The sequence below is a fragment of the Pseudomonas sp. A-B-19 genome (assembly GCF_019947515.1).
In the GTDB taxonomy this organism is placed as follows: domain Bacteria; phylum Pseudomonadota; class Gammaproteobacteria; order Pseudomonadales; family Pseudomonadaceae; genus Aquipseudomonas.
Map to the genome: position 1 here is coordinate 234,842 of NZ_JAGYGN010000007.1, position 18,231 is coordinate 253,072.

Sequence of the window (18,231 nt, forward strand, 5' to 3'; positions counted from 1 at the left end):
GTCTATCAGGGGTTGCGCAGTCTGTCGGCTCAGGACGGTTGGGTCGTTGCGCGATTCTGCTGGTCACGCTGGGCGACCCAGTGTTCGATCAGCTCGCGCAACTGTGACAGTTCGACCGGCTTGGCCATGTGTCCGTCCATGCCGGCCTGTCGCGCACGCTCTTTGTGTTCGGCAAGGATATGGGCGGTCAACGCCACCACCGGGGTACGGACCCGCTGGTTGCCGACTTCCCAGGCACGCAACTGCTGGGTGGCCGAGAAACCGTCGAGGATCGGCATTTCGCAGTCCATCAGCACCAGGTCGTAACGCTGGGCTTTCATCGCTTGCAAGGCTTCTTCGCCGTTGCAGGCAGTATCCGGTTGCAGGTTGAGCTTGCTCAGCATGCCGCGGATTACCTTGGTCGAGATGCTGTTGTCTTCGGCCACCAGAATGCGGAAGTCGCAGGGGACCTTGACCGGCAGGACCTGGCCGCTTGGTACGGGCTGGGTCGCGACGAGACCTTTGTTGCGTTGGGTCAGTTCGTCGGCCAGGGTGGTCTTGAGGGTGTAGCCGGCTACCGGCTTGGCGAGGATGCGCTTGATCCCGGAGTTGCGCGCGATGATCTTGCTCGGTGCGTTGCTGATGCCGGTGAGCATGATCAGCAGGATGTCATGGTTCAGGCTCGGGTCTTCCTTGATCTTTGCCGCCAGTTGCATGCCGGTCATGCCGGGCATGTTCTGGTCCAGCAGGACCACATCGAAGTAATCACGCAAATGAGCCTTGGTGCGCAGCAGTGCAAGCGCTTCCTTGCCGGAAGGCGCGGCGCTGACGTTCAGGCCCCAGGCGCTGCATTGCTGCACCAGCACCTTGCGACAGGTGTCATTGTCGTCCACCACCAGTACCCGCGCGCCTTGCAGCGGGCCGTCGAGGTCGGAGGTCGGGTGTTCGAGGCGATCCGGGTCCAGCGGCAGGGTCAGCCACAGGGTGCTGCCCTGGTTGGTGCCACTCTTTATCCCGAACTCCCCTTGCATCAAGCGGATCAGTTGGCGGGCAATCACTAGCCCCAGGTTGCCGCCCAGGTGGGTGGCCGAAAGGAAATGTCGGCTGTGCAGCTCGGTGTGCATCAGGGCGTCACGTTCTTCGGCGTCCATTGGCTCGCCGCTGTCCTGCACGGCAATACGCAGGCGTGGTTTGTTGTTGCGCTCGTCGAGCGCCACGACGATCAGGATTTCGCCTTCATCGGTTTTTTTCAGGGCGTTTTCCAGCAGGCTCAACAGGGTCTGGCGCAAGCGTGTCGGGTCACCGCTGATCACCCGCGGCACTTGCGGCTGGATGAAGCTGATCAACTCGACGTTTTGCTGCTCGGCCTTGGCGCGGAAGATGTTCAGGCAGTCTTCGATCAGCGCGTTGAGGTCGAACTGCACGTCGTCCAGCTCGATCTGCCCGGACTCGAGTTTTGAGATGTCGAGAATTTCATTGATCAGTGTCAGCAGCTCGTTGCCAGCGCTGTGGATCGTCTGCACATAGTCGCGTTGCTTGACCGAAAGCGGCGTGCCCAGCAGCAGCTCGGTCATGCCGAGGACGCCGTTCATCGGGGTGCGGATCTCATGGCTGATCTTCGCCAGGAACTCGGCCTTGGCGTTGATCTCGGCGTTGCTGGCCGCCAGGTCGCGGCTGATGCTGAAGCGGTCTTCGGTGATGCGGCGCTGGCGCTCGCTTAATGCAATGCTCATCAGCAGGCCGCTGATGCAGATGAACACCAGCAAGATGGTGAGCAGACCATGGGGTTCGATCAGGGTCAGCCCCAACAGGGCAGGCAGGATGATCAGTGTCCCGAGGTTGAACACCACCATGGCCACCACGAAGAGGCGAGCCGGGCGATAACCTTTTTGCCAGTGATGGGCGCTGATGAACAGCATGGTCAGGCCTGCCAGGGCTACCAGGCCGTAGGTAATGAAGTTCAGCGGCAAGGTATTGACGAACAGCAGCATCAGGCCGCAGGCGGTGATGAGCAGGATCTCGCCGAGCAGCAAGCGGTTCAGCGGGTGCGGCCCGAGTGGGGAGAAGAAGCGATAGGTAAGCATCAGGCCGCAGGGCGCAGTCATTAACAATGCCAGGTAAGCCCCCGGCGCTTGCAGTGCATGCCAGTCCGGCAGCCAGGGACCGGCGAGGTTCAGCAACAGCAGCAGGCTGAGCATCAACAACCCTTCGCACGTCGCCAGCCAAAGGGCGCTGTGCGAGCGGGTGTAGGTGTAGCGAATGAGATTGTGCAGGATCAACATGGCGATGCAACCGAACAGCAGGCCATAGATCAGCGTCTGGTTCTGGTTGGCAGCCGCGAGGATCGCCGATTGCAGGGTGATGTAGGGGCGTAACTGGTGGTCGGAAGCCAGTCGCAGGTAAACGTCGAGCGGGGTGTCGCTTTGTGGCAGGGCCAGCATGAAGTCGCTGCTGGGCAATGGTCGCTCCGATTGCGGCTGTTCGTTGCCCGTACTGGATTGATCGATCAGCTTGTCGCCGTCCAGCACGTACATGTTGAACTGGCGCAGGTCAGGCGCGAACACTCGCAGCAACTGTTCGTGGTTGCCCGGCGCAAGCCTGAATCGCAACCATAACGCGCCATCGGGTTCGGCCGCGGTAATGCGGTCGAGTTCGATAGGGCTGAATTGATTGGTATAGCGTGCGGAACGGATGTCGCTCAGTTGCAGGTCGCCCTGTTCGTCGAGCAATACCGCCCAGCCACTGCCTTGCGCGGCCTGGGCCGGTAGCATGCAGAGCAAGGTCAGCAAAGTGACGGTTAAGCTTATGGCAATCCTGAGCCAGCGCACGGCGAAATCCCTTCGTTAGGTTGATGCCAGAATATAACGATGCGCGGTGCCGCAATAGCCAGGCAATGAACCGTTTTCATTGCCTGGCGCGGTGTTTACCTTATTCCCGATTCTCGCCACGCTCGCGGGCAATGGCGCGGTAGCCAATGTCCTTGCGATAGAAGCAGCCTTCCCAGTCAATCGTAGCCGCCAGCTTGTAGGCCTGCTGTTGCGCAGCGTCGACGCTGGCACCCATGGCCGTGGCGCACAGCACGCGACCACCGGCCGTCACCACCTGACTATCCTTGAGCGCAGTACCGGCGTGGAAAATCTTGCCTTCCAGTGCGGCGGCTGCATCCAGCCCCTTGATGGCTGCGCCTTTGGCGTAATCACCAGGATAGCCGCCAGCGGCCAGGACGATGCCGACGCTCGGACGTGGATCCCATTGCGCTTCCACTTTATCCAGCGCCTGCGCCAGGGCGGCTTCGACCAGCAGCACCAGGCTCGACTGCAGACGCAGCATCACCGGTTGGGTCTCAGGGTCGCCGAAACGGCAGTTGAATTCGATGACTTTTGGGTTACCAGCCTTGTCGATCATCAGGCCGGCGTACAGGAAGCCAGTGTAGACATTGCCTTCCTCGGCCATGCCGCGCACGGTCGGCCAGATCACCAGGTCCATGACGCGCTTGTGTACGTCGGCGGTGACCACGGGTGCCGGGGAGTAAGCACCCATGCCGCCGGTGTTTGGACCGGTGTCGCCGTCACCGACGCGTTTGTGGTCCTGGCTGGTGGCCATCGGCAGCACGTTCTTGCCGTCGACCATGACGATGAAGCTGGCTTCTTCGCCGTCCAGGAACTCTTCGATGACCACGCGCGAACCCGCATCGCCAAAGGCATTGCCCGCCAGCATGTCGCGCACGGCGTCTTCGGCTTCAGCCAGGGTCATGGCGACGATCACGCCTTTGCCGGCGGCCAGGCCGTCGGCCTTGATCACGATCGGAGCGCCTTTTTCACGCAGGTAGGCCAGGGCTGGCTCGATTTCGGTGAAGTTCTGGTAGTCGGCAGTCGGGATCTTGTGGCGAGCCAGGAAGTCCTTGGTGAAGGCTTTCGAACCTTCCAGCTGCGCAGCGCCGGCAGTCGGACCGAAGCAATCGAGGCCGCGGCTGCGGAACAGGTCCACAACACCGGCAACCAGCGGCACTTCAGGGCCAACGATGGTCAGGGAAACGTTTTTCTCGGCAAAGTCTGCCAGTTGCTCAAGGGCCAGTACGTCAATGGCGACGTTCTCGCACTTTGCTTCGATAGCGGTACCGGCGTTGCCCGGAGCCACGTACACCTTCTGCACGCGCGGATCCTGAGCCACTTTCCAGGCCAGGGCGTGTTCACGGCCACCGCTGCCAATGATCAAAACATTCATTTCAAAAACCTCGGATGACGCTAATTCGGGGAAGCATCCGGCTGGATGCCTTTGTAGGAGCTGGCTTGCCAGCGAAAGGAGCGCCGCGGTGTGTCTGACGGGGCCCCTTCGCCGGCAAGCCGGCTCCTACAGTGGACGTGTACTTAGTGACGGAAGTGGCGCATGCCGGTGAACACCATCGCGATGCCGGCTTCGTCGGCAGCAGCAATCACTTCGTTGTCACGCATCGAACCGCCTGGCTGGATCACCGCAGTGATACCGGCCTTGGCTGCATTGTCGATGCCATCGCGGAACGGGAAGAATGCGTCGGATGCCATGACCGCACCTTGAACCTGCAAGCCAGCATGCTCGGCCTTGATGGCCGCAATACGTGCCGAGTTCACGCGGCTCATCTGGCCGGCGCCGACACCGATGGTCTGACGGTTTTTGGCGTAGACGATGGCGTTGGACTTCACGTACTTGGCGACTTTCCAGGCGAATATCAGGTCGTGGATTTCCTGCTCGCTCGGTGCGCGCTTGGTCACTACTTTCAGGTCGTCGGCGCCGATCATGCCGATGTCGCGGCTCTGTACCAGCAGGCCTCCGTTGACGCGCTTGTAGTCCCAGGCCGCTGCGCGGTCAGCCGACCATTCGCCGCAGGCCAACAGGCGTACGTTGGCTTTGGCGGCGACGATGGCGCGGGCTTCTTCGCTGACCGATGGCGCGATGATCACTTCGACGAACTGACGCTCGACGATCGCCTTGGCGGTCTCGGCATCCAGTTCACGGTTGAAGGCAATGATGCCGCCAAACGCGGATTCGGTGTCAGTGGCATAGGCCAGGTCGTAGGCCTTGCGGATGCCGCCTTCGGCATCAGGGCTGACCGCCACACCACATGGGTTGGCGTGCTTGACGATCACGCAGGCCGGCTTGACAAAGCTCTTTACGCATTCCAGCGCGGCGTCGGTGTCGGCCACGTTGTTGTACGACAGTTCCTTGCCTTGCAGTTGGGTCGCGGTGGCGATGCCGACTTCGGCAGGCTTGGCTTCCACGTAGAACGCCGCGCTCTGGTGCGGGTTCTCGCCGTAGCGCATTTCCTGGGCTTTGATGAACTGGCTGTTGAAGGTGCGCGGGAACTCGCTGCGACCTTCTGTGCTGAGGGTGTCGGCAGCCTGGTTCACGGTGCCCATGTAGTTGGCGATCATGCCGTCATAGGCCGCGGTGTGCTCGAAGGCCTTGAGCATCAGGTCGAAACGCTGAGCGTAGGTCAGGCCGCCGGCCTTGAGGTTTTCCAGGACGCGGGCGTAATCGCTGGCGTTGACCACGATGGCCACGTCTTTGTGGTTCTTGGCTGCCGAACGAACCATGGTCGGGCCGCCGATGTCGATGTTTTCGATGGCGGTCGGCAGGTCACAGCCTGGCTTGCTGATGGTGGCTTCGAACGGGTACAGGTTGACCGCAACCAGATCGATCGGCTTGATGCCGTGTTCGTTCATGATGGCGTCGTCGATACCGCGACGACCGAGGATCCCGCCGTGGATTTTCGGGTGCAGGGTCTTCACCCGACCGTCCATCATTTCGGCAAAGCCGGTGTAATCAGCGACTTCCACTGCGGCAACGCCGTTGTCCTGCAGCAGCTTGAACGTTCCGCCGGTGGAGAGGATCTCGACGCCCAGAGCTTCAAGCTCCTTGGCGAATTCGAGGATCCCGGTCTTGTCGGAAACGCTGATCAAGGCGCGGCGGATCGGCAGGCGAGTAGTCTGGTCGGTCATCTCAATGTCCATCAAAAGCAAAGGAAGTCAGCAAAAAAGGCGACCGGTTTTACGCGGGCGCCTTTCTGGTTTGATTGAATGCTTACAACAAATCGTACTGCTTGAGTTTCTTGCGCAGCGTGCCCCGGTTCAGTCCGAGCATCTCGCTGGCCTTGGTCTGGTTGCCCTTGACGTAATTCATCACGCACTCGAGCAGGGGAGCCTCGACTTCGGAGAGCACCAGGTTGTACACATCCGTGACGGCAGCGCCCTCAAGGTGGGCGAAATAATTGTGCAGCGCCTTCTCGACACTCCCGCGAAGGGTCTGGCCTTCTTCGCTCGGCGTATTGAGGTGCTGTTTCAAATTTACGTTGTCGCTCACGGGTGTTGTTCCACTCACTAAAGTCTCGGTCATCATCGTCATGCGGCCACCCACTCTCCGTCCCCTGTCAGGCTCTTGTAACGCTCGGCGAAAAACGCCCGAACGTTGGCGCATTGTGTATCCGTACCATCCAAACGATTGAAGTGGGCGCGAAACTCCCTGGCGCCCGGCAGGGTTGCGAGATACCAGCCCACATGCTTTCGAGCAATGCGCACACCCATGACATCGCCATAGAAGGCGTGCAGGGCGGCCAGATGCTCTAGCAGAATGCGTTCCACCTCGATCAGTTCCAGCGCCGGGAGCTTTTCGCCGGTACGCAGGAAATGGTCGATCTCGCGAAAAATCCATGGCCGCCCCTGGGCAGCCCGGCCAATCAACAAACCATCGGCACCGGTCGCGTCGAGCACGTACCGGGCTTTTTCCGGCGAGTCGATATCGCCGTTGGCGAAGACCGGAATCGACACCGCCTGCTTGATCGCGGCAATGGTGTCGTACTCGGCAACACCTGTGTACAGGTCGGCTCGGGTGCGGCCATGCACCGCCAGCGCCGTAATGCCTGCCTGCTCGGCGATCTTTGCCACCGTCAGGCCATTCTTGTTGTCCCGGTCCCAACCGGTCCGGATCTTCAGGGTAACCGGCACATCGACCGCAGCCACGACGGCCTGCAGGATCTCGGTTACCAGGGCTTCATCCTTCAACAGTGCGGAGCCGGCTGCCTTGTTGCAGACTTTTTTTGCCGGACAGCCCATGTTGATATCAATAATCTGCGCGCCCATTTCAACATTGGCACGGGCGGCGTCCGCCAGCATTTGCGCGTCCCCACCGGCGATCTGTACCGAGCGTGGCTCGGGATCACCTTTGTGGATCATGCGCATGCGCGACTTGCGGGTGTTCCACAAGCTCATGTCGCTGGTGACCATTTCCGAGACGACCAGTCCCGCGCCCAAACGCTTGCACAGCTGACGAAAGGGCTGGTCAGTGACGCCCGCCATGGGGGCGAGAATCAAGCTGTTGTGTAATGTGTATGGGCCGATGCGTACCGCCGACATAGGACTTCCCTGTTGTGGGGCCGGATCATGAGAGTTCGAAAAAGGGTTGGCATGATACCCGCTCTCGATGACTGGATAAAGGCTGAATTGAACAAAATCTGAACAGTTATTCTGTTATTACCCGTGGTTTGGTTTGCCTGGGGGAGTCAGAACGCCAACGTCAATCGGGGAGCATAGAAGCGTTTCACTCTGGAGAGTGGAAGCTCAGACTGTAGTTCACAGCCTTGGCACCGGGGTCGAGAATGTCTAGGGCGATGTGTATCGGCGTTTGCGGAGGCATTTCCGCCATGCCTTCGAGATCGCCATTGAGGTACTCGCCGGGTTTGAAGCGGCGACTGGCGATCAGGTGGCCATTGAGGTCGGCGAAGCGCAGTTCCAGCAGCGGGAAGGGCTGGGAGAAGGGCGCGCGGTTATAGATGATCGCATCGACCACCAGGGCGCCATTGAACTCGGGATGGCTGCGCACCACCAGGTTGCTGCTCTTGATTTTCGCGATGTCGACCTTGGATGGCACGGTGCAGCCGATTTGCGGGCACAGTTGCTGGAACCACGGGCGATACTGATCCTGTCGCGCCAGTTCATCGAAATGGTAGGCGATGTACTGGCCAGCGAGGGCGCCAGCAGCAATCAGCACCAGCAGCAACCACAACAGCCGTCGGCCCCAGGGCGAGCGGCGTTTTTGCCAGTCCAGTTGCAGTGGGTCGTCGGTCAGGTCTTGCAGCACTTCGGCACGCACGCCCGGCTCGCTACGTTCGCGTCGCTTGCGCAGCGGTTCGATCGAGGGCAGGTTGTCGTCGGTTTCGTTATCGTCGGCGGCTGACAGGCGTTCGTGGTTCAGTGGCGCATCGAGAGGGTCGTGCAATCGCAAATGGGGTGGCTGTGGTTCGTCGTCGAGGTCAACCGGTTCCAGGGACAGCGAAGGTTCGGTGCGTGAGGCTTTGCCCGGTTCGATTGTCGGTTCTGGCGTTTCAAGGCTTTCGAGCGGTTCGTCGAGTTGCGCACGATCGGCCGCCGATTCACTGAACAGGCTGTCGGACCACGGCTCTTCGTCATCCTGCCCGGAGCTGTCGCGACGGGCGCTCAGCGATTCGTCGCGATGGCGGCCGAGCTCGGTGGCTGGCTGGATTTCCCGCTGTTCGAGCCGGGCGAGTTCTTCGTCGAGGTCGAGACTGTCCAGATCCAGCTCGGTGGCGCTCCATTGCCTTTGGCTGATGGCGCGCGGCGGCGATGCTTCAAGGGGCTGCTCGGGCGGGAGTGGCTTCGCTGCCGGTGGTTCCTTGCCGGCCTGCTCAAGCAGCTGCCTGGCGGCATTGAACACCTGCAGGCAGGAGCCGCAGCGAACCACGCCACGCGCCACGCTCAACTGGGCATGGCTGACGCGGAAGCTGGTTTGGCAATGCGGGCACTGAGTGACGAAGCTATCGGTCATGCGGCGTTCCGGATTATGCAGACGGCCATTCTAGCGCCGACGGCCAGTGATGCGCACCCAGCCATCACGATTGGCGATCGGGTCCAGATCGAAGTCCTTGGCGTAGGCGGCAGCGACTTCGTCGCCCTGTTCGGCGAGGATGCCCGACAGCGCCAGGCGACCGCCGGACTTGACCAGGCCGGACAACTGCGGCGCCAGGGAGACCAGCGGGCCGGCGAGAATGTTGGCCACCAGCACGTCAGCCTGAACCTGTGGCAAGTCTTGCGGCAGATACAGCGCGAAGAGCTCATCGGCAATGTTGTTGCGTCCGGCATTGTCGCGTGAGGCTTCCAGCGCCTGCACGTCGATATCGGTGCCCACGGCCTCCCTGGCGCCGAGCAACAGCGCGGCAATCGCCAGAATCCCCGAACCGCAACCGAAGTCCAGCACGTTGCAGTCTTTCAGGTCCTGACCGTCGAGCCATTCCAGGCACAGTGCGGTGGTCGGGTGGGTGCCGGTGCCGAATGCCAGGCCCGGGTCCAGCAGCAGGTTGACTGCGTCGGGCTCGGGCGCGGCGTGCCAGCTCGGCACGATCCACAGGCGCTGGCCGAACCGCATTGGCTGGAAGCCGTCCATCCAGCTGCGTTCCCAGTCCTGGTCTTCGATCACTTCGCTGTGGTGTTCAGGTAGCGGGCTGCCGGTCAGCAACTCCAGATGAGCCAGTACCGGGCCGGGCTCGGTACCACCTTCGAACAGGGCCAGCAGGTGCGTGTGCGACCACAGCGGTGTGGTATTGAGTTCCGGCTCGAAGATCGGCTGGTCTTCGGCGTCCATGAAGGTCACCGACACGGCGCCCACTTCAAGGAAAGCGTCTTCATAGGTTTCGGCTTGTTCCGGGCTGATGGCGAGACGTACTTGCAGCCAAGGCATGGCGGGCACCTTTGAAAAATATTGAATGCAACCTGGCAGGCTGCGAGAAGGACGCAAGTTTACGCGAGCGCAGAGGTTTTGTGGGAGTGGCTTGCCCTGTACATCGGTACATACCCCTGTGGGAGCGAGCTTGCTCGCGATAGCGGTGTATCAGTCGACATAGGTAGTGGATTTGCCGACGCCATCGCGAGCAAGCTCGCTCCCACAGGGGGGGGGGCGGTGTTCGGTCAGACGAAATGTCCAGATACAACAAAGCCGCCCGAAGGCGGCCTTGTTGATCGGCTCGAAGCTTAGTGCTTTTCGCCAGCCAGCTTGTGCTCGAGGTAGTGAATGTTCACGCCCCCTTTGCAGAAGCCTTCATCGCGGGTCAGGTCGCGGTGCAACGGGATGTTGGTCTTGATCCCGTCGACCACGATTTCGTCCAGCGCATTGCGCATGCGCGCCATGGCTTCGTCACGGGTTGCGCCGTAGGTGATCAGCTTGCCGATCAACGAGTCGTAGTTCGGCGGAACGGCATAGCCACTGTACAGGTGCGAGTCGACACGAACGCCGTTGCCGCCTGGAGCGTGGAAATGCTTGACCGTGCCCGGGCTCGGCATGAAGGTTTTCGGGTCTTCGGCGTTGATCCGGCATTCCAGCGCGTGACCGCGGATGACCACGTCATCCTGGGTGAACGACAGCTTGTTGCCGGCGGCGATGCTGAGCATCTCCTTGACGATGTCGATGCCGGTGACCATTTCCGAAACCGGGTGTTCTACCTGGACACGAGTGTTCATCTCGATGAAGTAGAAGTGGCCGTTTTCGTACAGGAACTCGAAAGTGCCTGCGCCACGGTAACCGATATCGATGCACGCCCTGACGCAGCGTGCGAGTACTTCCTCACGTGCGTTCTCGTCGATGCCCGGTGCCGGCGCTTCTTCAAGAACCTTCTGGTGACGACGTTGCAGCGAGCAGTCGCGGTCGCCCAGATGGATAGCGTGGCCCTGGCCGTCGGAAAGTACCTGGACTTCCACGTGACGTGGGTTGGTCAGGAATTTTTCCAGATAGACCATCGGGTTGCCGAACGCCGCGCCTGCTTCGGAGCGGGTCAGTTTCGCCGAGGAAATCAGGTCTTCTTCTTTGTGCACAACGCGCATGCCGCGACCACCGCCGCCGCCAGCGGCCTTGATGATCACCGGGTAACCGACTTCGCGGCCGATGCGCAGAGCGGTTTCTTCGTCTTCCGGCAGCGGGCCGTCAGAACCCGGAACAGTCGGCACGCCGGCAGCGATCATGGCTTGCTTGGCCGATACCTTGTCGCCCATCAGGCGAATGGTTTCGGCTTTCGGGCCAATGAACGCGAAGCCGGATTTCTCGACCTGTTCGGCGAAGTCGGCGTTTTCCGCAAGGAAGCCGTAGCCCGGGTGAATGGCGGTGGCGCCAGTCACTTCGGCCGCGGCGATGATTGCCGGAATGTGCAGGTAGGAGTGGGCGGCCGATGCCGGACCGATGCAGACGGATTCGTCTGCCAGGCCCAGGTGCATCAGTTCCTTGTCAGCCTTGGAGTAAACGGCGACGGTCTTGATGCCCATCTCTTTGCAGGCGCGCAGGATCCGCAGGGCGATCTCACCGCGGTTGGCGATCAGAACTTTTTCCAACTTCGCAGTCATCAAAGGCTCTCCGCGGTTCAAACGATGGTGAACAGCGGTTGGTCGTACTCAACCGGCTGGCCGTCTTCGACGAGGATGGATTCGATCACACCGCTGGTTTCAGCTTCGATGTGGTTCATCATCTTCATGGCTTCAACGATGCACAGGGTGTCGCCTTTCTTCACGGTCTGCCCGACTTCCACGAAGGACGGCGAGGATGGCGAAGATTTGCGATAGAACGTACCGACCATCGGCGAACGGGCAACGGCGCCGTTCAGTGCTGGCGCGGCGGCAGCAACAGGTGCGGCAGCGGCAACCGGAGCAGCGGCAGCGACAGGCGCGGCAGCCGGAGCATGCATTGGAGCCGGCGCGTAGTACTGCTGGGCCGGGGTCTTGCTATGACGGCTGATGCGTACGGACTCTTCGCCTTCCTTGATCTCGAGCTCGTCGATGCCGGACTCTTCCAGCAATTCGATCAGTTTCTTAACTTTACGGATATCCATGAATCATCAACTCCCAAGGGTCGGTCAGGGGCGTTTAACGCTTGTTGTTCAAGCTGTTGCCTGTCTTTCAATCTGCTCTAGGGCAGCCTCCAGGGCCAGTCGATAACCGCTGGCGCCAAGGCCGCAGATCACTCCCACCGCTACGTCGGAGAAGTAAGAGTGATGGCGGAAAGGTTCGCGTTTGTGCACGTTAGACAAATGCACTTCGATGAATGGGATGCTCACCGCCAGCAGCGCGTCACGTAATGCGACACTTGTATGTGTAAAAGCTGCTGGGTTGATCAGAATGAAGTCCACGCCTTCGCTGCGGGCAGCGTGAATGCGGTCGATCAATTCGTACTCGGCATTGCTTTGCAGGTGCAGCAAATGGTGACCGGCTTCGCGGGCGCGGCGTTCCAGATCCTGGTCGATCTGCGCCAGCGTCGTGGCGCCGTAGGTGCCCGGTTCACGGGTGCCGAGCAAGTTCAGGTTGGGTCCGTGCAGAACCAGTAGGGTCGCCATCGGCTGTTCCTTTATTTCCTGTGAGCAATTGTCAGAACCTGGAGACTATGCCGCAAAGCCTTTGTGACTGTCCAGTTCTCTGCAATAGCCAGCACGATGACCGATGTTTGCGCGAAATATATGACTGCTTGATTAAATGTGGTCATTCGCCCTGGCAACACGTTCGGCGAAGTCTTTGGCATTGATCTCGCCAATCACCCGCACATCGGCACGTTCGACGCCATCCTTGCCGAAAAACATCAGGGCCGGTGGGCCGAACAGTTGGTAACGGTCGAGCAGGGCGCGTTGCTCGGCGTTGCTGGCGGTGATGTCGAAGCGGATCAACCGGTAACCCTTGAGGCGATCGATGACGACCGGGTCGTCCAGCACCTCATGTTCGATGACTTTGCAGCTGATGCACCAGTCGGCATACCAGTCGAGCAACAGCGGTGTGCCGGATGAGCGAGCCTCGGCGAGCGCGCGGTCCAGATCGGCGGAAGTGCTTACGGTTTGCCAGCTGCTGGTGCCTTGCACAGGCCGGTTGCTCTCGACGACGCGCGGCTGGCCAATCGGGTTGAACGGGTCGGTCTGGCCGCTGAGCGCGCCGTACCAGCAGGCCAGGGCGTAAAACACCAGGAACATTGCGAGCAACTGTACGAGGCGCTCGCGCGGCGGTTTGTAGACGAACTCCAACGCGCCCATGAACAGCCCGACGCCACCGGCCAGCAGACCGATCAACAGCAAGGTGACCTGACCGGGCAAGACGCGGCTGAGCAGGCCGATCGCCAGTCCCAGCAACAACACACCGATCGCGTTTTTCACATAGACCAGCCACGGCCCGCTTTTCGGCAGCCAGGCTGCGCCACCGGTGGCCACCAGCAACAGCGGTGCGCCCATGCCGAGGCCGAGCATGAACAGTTTCAAGCCTCCGCCCAGGGCATCGCCACTGGCGCTGATGTACAGCAGCGCACCGGCCAAGGGTGCCGAAACACAGGGTGAAACCAGCAAGCTGGAGACCACGCCCAACACCGCAGCGCCCCACAGCGAGCCGCCTTTGGTGCGGCCGGCGATGCGGTCCAGGCGACTGCTGATGGCGTGCGGCAATTTGAGTTCGAAGACACCGAACATCGCCAACGCGAACAGCGCAAAAAACATCGCGAAAGGCACCAGTACCCAGGCCGATTGCAACCGCGCCTGCAGATTGAGCTGGGCACCGAACAGCCCCATCAGCGCACCGAGCAGGGCAAAGCAGGCAGCCATTGGCAGCACATAGGCCAGTGACAGATTGAAACCGCGCCAGCCGCCGACCTGGCCGCGCAGCACCACGCCGGACAGGATAGGCAGCATGGGCAGCACGCATGGCGTGAACGTCAGGCCCACGCCCGCGAGGAAAAACAATGCCAGTTCGCGCCAGCTCCACGGATAAACCGTCACTGGAGCGCCGCTGCCGTCGATGCTCAAACGCTCGGTTTCCGGTGGATAGCACAAACCTTTGTCGGCGCAACCCTGATAGGTCACGGCCAGAGTGAAGGCACGTTGGTCGGTGCGCGGCAGTTCGACGTCGAGAATGCCGTGGTAGACCTCGACATCGCCGAAGTATTCATCGTGTTTTTCTTGGCCGTCGGGCAGTTTCGCCGCGCCGAGGACAACATCGGCGGGATCGGCGCGAAATTGAAAGCGGTGCCGGTAGAGGTAATAGCCTTCGGTGGCGACAAACCGCAGCTTGATCGATTGCGGCGTGCTTTCTACCAGCCTCAACTGGAACGCTTCGCGCACCGGCAAGAAGTCGGCGCTGTTGTTGATCGAGCCCAGGCTTGAGCTGGGTCGGTTCTCCAGCAAGCCAGTGGCGCTGGCCGGCAGGGCGAACACTAAAAACAGCAGGCAAAGCAAACGGCGCATGACGATCTCGCGTATCGGAATTGGGGGGATGATAGCGGACGACGGCGAGGCGTGCAGGGCGGCAGTTTTGTGATGAATGTTCTGACGCTTTCGCTGGCAAGCCAGCTCCTACGGAAACTCCGCGCACCTGTAGGAGCTGGCTTGCCAGCGATGGCGGTCTGTCAGACGCGGAAGGCCTGAACGGCTGTATGCAGTCGCCCACCCAGCACTAGCAGATTTTCTCCCTGCTCACGCCCTTCACCGATACGTAGCAAGTTATCCCCACCCAACTGGTGAATCCGCTCGCTGTGGTCGCGGATCTCGCTGACAGCCCCACTTTGCTGGGCAGTGACATCGGCGATCCGTATCGCCGTGTCGGAAATGGTCTGGATCGCCCCGACTATTTTATCCAGCGCGCCATCGGCGGCCTGGGCCTGGCAAGCCGTGGCCTCGGCGTGTTCGACCTGGGCGCGCATGCCTTCCACCGATTGCCGTGCGGCGGTTTGCAGCCCTGCGATCAGCGTCTGGATTTCTGCGGTGGCCCCGGCGGTACGTTGCGCCAGTGAACGCACCTCTTCGGCCACCACCGCAAAGCCTCGGCCCATTTCTCCGGCCCGGGCTGCTTCGATGGCGGCGTTCAAGGCCAACAGATTGGTCTGGTCGGCAATCGAGCGAATCACCGTCAACACGCCGCCGATGGTGGCCGATTCTTCGGCCAGGTGTTCGATCAATTGTGCATTGCCTTGCACTTCATCCGCCAGCGCATGCAGGCCGGTGAGGCTCAGACCGATGACTTTCTGCCCATGCTCCACAGCGAGGCCTGCGTGGCGGCTGGCGTCGGCAGCCTGGCTGGCATCGCCGGCGACTTGTTGGATGGTCGCTTCCAGCTCACTGAGGGAATCGCGGATCAGCGCCGTGTCGCCGGCCTGATGCTCGGCACCGTTGTGCAAATCGTTGCTCAGGTCGGCCAGGGTTCGGCTGCTGCCTGCCACCTGTTCGGCATTGCGGCGAATGGTCCCCACCAGGTCAACCAGATACGCGCGCAAGCGGTTGAGCGAGGCTTCAATGTCATGCAATTCACGGTTGGTGTTGCCCAGTTGAATGTCGCGGCTGAAGTCGCCTTCGGCCCAGGTCGACAGGGCCGGGGCGAGGTTGGTCAGGGTCCGGGCCAGTTTGCGCTGCAGGGTGTCGATCAGCAGTGCGATCAACAGAATCAAACCGATCATCACGCCTTGCATCAGCCGCACTTCACCCTGGATCTGTCCGTGCTGGGCGCGCACCACCGGCTCCAGCGCGGCAATGGCCTGTTGCACGTCGGCGATTTTCACGTGCGCCGTGGCGCTGAGGTCGGCGCGTTTGCGGATTTGATCGCGAGTGCGCGCGAGCTCGGCCGGGTAGCGGGTGAGCAGGCTGTTGAGTTCGCGCTTGGGGCTGACGCCAGCATCTTCGGCGACGGTTTTTTCCTTGTTCTCAAGGCCCATCATCGAGGCGAAATCATCGGTGTTCGACTCACTGTTGGTGGTCACGCCCAGCAAGGGCAGGGTGTCCAGTTTTTCGGCCTGGGTGCGGATGTTGGCCACTTCGCGTTCGACGTCGGCAGCCAGTTCGCTGCGGCCGCTGCTGACCAGTTTGTCCCGTGCCAGGGACAATTTACCCAGGTGCTGCGACGCGCTGAGCAGTGGCGTCAGATAGGCCGCATTGCCATTGGCGTACTGGCTGAGCTGATCGAGACTGGCACCCAGTTCGCGCTCGGCCTGCAGCAGCAAGGCCTGCGGATCGCCTGCCAGTTTGCCGGCGGCCAGCAGGTCGGTTTTGCTGAACGCTTCAAGCGTCGACAGGCTGGGGCGCAATGTCTCGGCCAAGGCCGGTGGCAATTCGCCGAGTTCTTTTTGCAGGTTGTCGATGCCTTGGGCGGCACTGCTCAGGCGCAGTGCATCGCCGTTGCCAAGGTAATCCTCGACGTTGCGGGCCACTTCATTCTGAAATTGCTGCGACAGGCCCAGGTAGCGCTCCATTAATAGATATGGACGCTCAAGGGCTTTCTGCGACCACCACAGCGTAGCGCCGAGGGCCATGCACACGGCCACCAGAAGGAGGGTATTGAGATTGGTCAGCAGCTTCAGGCGCATTACGGACTACCAACGGCAGAAATGGTAAGTGCCTGAAGTTATTGCGTTTCTGTTACAGGGTTATGACTGTATCGGTCGATTCCGATAAAAAAGTGGCACTTTGCTTTGATGTGCGAGCGGCCTGTATTCGATTGCGTCCGCCATGTTTGGCGCGATACAGCGCATCATCTGCCTGACTGGCCATCATCAGGCTGTCGGAGCTTTCGCATAACTCCACTAAGCCGGCGCTGAAGGTGCACCACAGATCCTGGGGTTGCGCGGGGTAGTGAATCTCGGCAAAACGCTGTCGGATTTCATCGAGCACGTTGTAGGCCGCTTCGATATCGGTGTCCGGCATGACAATGGCGAACTCTTCACCGCCATAGCGCCCAATGAAGTCGGTTTTGCGCAGGCGTTGCTTGAGAAACAGCGCCAGGCTCTTGATCACCCGGTCACCCATGGGGTGGCCGTGGCTGTCGTTGACCCGTTTGAAATGGTCGATGTCGAGCATGGCAAAGCACAGCGGCTTGCTTTCGCGGCGGGCCCGGAACGAGCAGTCTTCGAGCAATTGCAGGATATGCGTGTGGTTGTACAGGCCGGTGAGACTGTCGCGAACCATTCGTGCCTTGAGGTTGCGTGCCCGTGCCGCGCGGTTACGCACGGTGGTGATCAGGTGTCGGGGCTTGATCGGTTTGGTCAGGAAGTCATCGCCGCCTTCGCTCATGGCATCGAGCTGTTTGTCCAGGTCGTCTTCGGCCGACAGGTAAATGATCGGCACGCTGACGTAACGATCGTTATGGCGGATCACCTTGGCCAGTTCCGTGCCGGTGCAGGCTGGCATGTACATGTCGAGGATGATCAGGTCCGGCTGGAAGTCCGCCAGTTCGGCCATGGCCTGGATTGGCTCGATCAACGTCCGGGTGATGATCCCTGCGCTGTTGAGCAGGCGCTCGGTGTGCAGGGCCTGGGCGCGAGAGTCGTCGATGATCAGCACTTTATACGGTTCGTACTGGGCAACGCAGGTCAGGACTTCGATTTTCTCCAGCAGGCTCGACGCTTCGAGGGTGCCGGTGAGGAACTCCTGACCACCGGCACGCACGGCGGCGAGGCGGGTCGGAGTGTCGGTTTCGTGCAGGCTGAAAAACAGCAGCGGCAAGCGATAGTCCAGGCCTTCCTGGGCTTGGGCGGCCAGTTTCAGTCCGACGCCGGGGCCGCTGAAATCCACATCCATGACAATCGCCGCTGGCAAGCGCTCAACCATCGATGAGCGAAAAGCATCTACGCTGTCCAGGGATTGGGCGCTGAGCCCGAAGAATTCCAGTTGTTTGGCCAGGCGCTCGGCGCGGCCGTGATCCTGCAGCATCACATAGACGGGCTTGCGCAGCGGTGGCAGGGAGGTCTGATCGAGCTGGTCGCCATGGCGCAGGCCGGTACGTGACAGGCGCTGCATCAAGCGATTGAGGTCGGTGATCAGGCCGCTGCTCAGGCGTCCGCGATTAGCGTCGACCGCCTCCAGGGACTGACCGATGTGGCGTGCCAATTGCGTGTGTTCCGGTTGTTCGAAGCGCTCGGCGAAACGCAGCAGGCGCAGATTGGCCTCGCTCAACTCCGAAAGGTCGGCGGTGGACCACTCACTGCGTTGCAGGCGCTGCCATATCTCAAGAATCTGACGAGCCTGATGAATTACCCGCTGGGCAAAGTGGTGCTTGAGGCGCTCGCGGCTGGGGTCTTCTGGCTCGGTCATATCCTGACTACTAGTTAGGGTGCACACTGAGGTCGACTGGTGGCTCTATGCTAGCACCACTTTTCCAATACATGAGTGCTGTACGTCAATAATCTGCAATGTGGCTTCATTCAGTTTATGACCGATCGGTCTGATCCTGGGCTTTATGGTCGTCGTGTGCGGAGGTGAAGTGCCGTGAATCAGGGCGT

At 60.9% G+C, this 18,231-nt stretch carries 13 protein-coding genes; all 13 read right to left on the minus strand.

Going from position 1 to position 18,231, the window contains the following annotated elements:
- Positions 1-29 precede the first annotated feature (29 nt).
- The gene (locus KGA81_RS10815; protein WP_223545790.1) at positions 30-2,807 is read right to left on the minus strand and encodes a hybrid sensor histidine kinase/response regulator; all 2,778 of its coding nucleotides are present in this window, start codon (positions 2,805-2,807) and stop codon (positions 30-32) included.
- 100 nt (positions 2,808-2,907) lie between these two features.
- Positions 2,908-4,203, minus strand: coding sequence for a phosphoribosylamine--glycine ligase (purD, locus tag KGA81_RS10820; protein WP_223545791.1), 1,296 nt, complete (start codon positions 4,201-4,203; stop codon positions 2,908-2,910).
- Positions 4,204-4,346: 143 nt separating this feature from the next.
- Positions 4,347-5,954: a bifunctional phosphoribosylaminoimidazolecarboxamide formyltransferase/IMP cyclohydrolase gene (purH, locus tag KGA81_RS10825; protein WP_223545792.1), complete on the minus strand. Its 1,608-nt coding sequence runs from the start codon at positions 5,952-5,954 to the stop codon at positions 4,347-4,349.
- An 82-nt stretch (positions 5,955-6,036) separates the two neighbouring features.
- The gene (fis, locus tag KGA81_RS10830; RefSeq protein WP_015093301.1) at positions 6,037-6,357 is read right to left on the minus strand and encodes a DNA-binding transcriptional regulator Fis; all 321 of its coding nucleotides are present in this window, start codon (positions 6,355-6,357) and stop codon (positions 6,037-6,039) included.
- Complete coding sequence (gene dusB, locus KGA81_RS10835; RefSeq protein WP_218430914.1) at positions 6,354-7,364, minus strand: tRNA dihydrouridine synthase DusB; 1,011 nt, start codon at positions 7,362-7,364, stop codon at positions 6,354-6,356. The genes fis and dusB overlap by 4 nt, the downstream gene beginning before the upstream one ends.
- Before the next feature lie 184 nt (positions 7,365-7,548).
- Entirely contained in the window at positions 7,549-8,793 is a 1,245-nt protein-coding gene (locus KGA81_RS10840) for a DUF3426 domain-containing protein (protein WP_223545793.1), read from the minus strand.
- 30 nt (positions 8,794-8,823) lie between these two features.
- The gene (prmA, locus tag KGA81_RS10845) at positions 8,824-9,702 is read right to left on the minus strand and encodes a 50S ribosomal protein L11 methyltransferase (protein ID WP_218430912.1); all 879 of its coding nucleotides are present in this window, start codon (positions 9,700-9,702) and stop codon (positions 8,824-8,826) included.
- A gap of 290 nt (positions 9,703-9,992) precedes the next feature.
- Positions 9,993-11,351 (minus strand): acetyl-CoA carboxylase biotin carboxylase subunit, encoded by a 1,359-nt coding sequence (gene accC, locus KGA81_RS10850; protein ID WP_223545794.1) that lies wholly within the window; start codon positions 11,349-11,351, stop codon positions 9,993-9,995.
- Between the two features lie 17 nt (positions 11,352-11,368).
- Entirely contained in the window at positions 11,369-11,833 is a 465-nt protein-coding gene (gene accB, locus KGA81_RS10855) for an acetyl-CoA carboxylase biotin carboxyl carrier protein (RefSeq protein WP_223545795.1), read from the minus strand.
- A gap of 48 nt (positions 11,834-11,881) precedes the next feature.
- Positions 11,882-12,334, minus strand: a complete 453-nt coding sequence (gene aroQ, locus KGA81_RS10860; RefSeq protein WP_223545796.1) for a type II 3-dehydroquinate dehydratase — start codon at positions 12,332-12,334, stop codon at positions 11,882-11,884.
- A gap of 132 nt (positions 12,335-12,466) precedes the next feature.
- Positions 12,467-14,212 (minus strand): protein-disulfide reductase DsbD, encoded by a 1,746-nt coding sequence (locus tag KGA81_RS10865; RefSeq protein ID WP_223545797.1) that lies wholly within the window; start codon positions 14,210-14,212, stop codon positions 12,467-12,469.
- 161 nt (positions 14,213-14,373) lie between these two features.
- The gene (locus KGA81_RS10870) at positions 14,374-16,320 is read right to left on the minus strand and encodes a methyl-accepting chemotaxis protein (RefSeq protein ID WP_223545798.1); all 1,947 of its coding nucleotides are present in this window, start codon (positions 16,318-16,320) and stop codon (positions 14,374-14,376) included.
- Between the two features lie 52 nt (positions 16,321-16,372).
- On the minus strand, positions 16,373-18,043 hold the full coding sequence (locus KGA81_RS10875; RefSeq protein ID WP_223545799.1) for a PleD family two-component system response regulator: 1,671 nt from the start codon (positions 18,041-18,043) through the stop codon (positions 16,373-16,375).
- Positions 18,044-18,231 lie beyond the last annotated feature (188 nt).

Coding starts and splice junctions, on each gene's coding strand:
- accC (WP_223545794.1), bottom strand. CDS start 11,351: ATGACTGCGAAGTTGGAAAAAGTTCTGATCGCCAACCGCGGTGAGATC.
- aroQ (WP_223545796.1), bottom strand. CDS start 12,334: ATGGCGACCCTACTGGTTCTGCACGGACCCAACCTGAACTTGCTCGGC.
- KGA81_RS10870 (WP_223545798.1), bottom strand. CDS start 16,320: ATGCGCCTGAAGCTGCTGACCAATCTCAATACCCTCCTTCTGGTGGCC.
- prmA (WP_218430912.1), bottom strand. CDS start 9,702: ATGCCTTGGCTGCAAGTACGTCTCGCCATCAGCCCGGAACAAGCCGAA.
- fis (WP_015093301.1), bottom strand. CDS start 6,357: ATGACGATGATGACCGAGACTTTAGTGAGTGGAACAACACCCGTGAGC.
- purH (WP_223545792.1), bottom strand. CDS start 5,954: ATGACCGACCAGACTACTCGCCTGCCGATCCGCCGCGCCTTGATCAGC.
- KGA81_RS10865 (WP_223545797.1), bottom strand. CDS start 14,212: ATGCGCCGTTTGCTTTGCCTGCTGTTTTTAGTGTTCGCCCTGCCGGCC.
- purD (WP_223545791.1), bottom strand. CDS start 4,203: ATGAATGTTTTGATCATTGGCAGCGGTGGCCGTGAACACGCCCTGGCC.
- dusB (WP_218430914.1), bottom strand. CDS start 7,364: ATGTCGGCGGTACGCATCGGCCCATACACATTACACAACAGCTTGATT.
- accB (WP_223545795.1), bottom strand. CDS start 11,833: ATGGATATCCGTAAAGTTAAGAAACTGATCGAATTGCTGGAAGAGTCC.
- KGA81_RS10875 (WP_223545799.1), bottom strand. CDS start 18,043: ATGACCGAGCCAGAAGACCCCAGCCGCGAGCGCCTCAAGCACCACTTT.
- KGA81_RS10840 (WP_223545793.1), bottom strand. CDS start 8,793: ATGACCGATAGCTTCGTCACTCAGTGCCCGCATTGCCAAACCAGCTTC.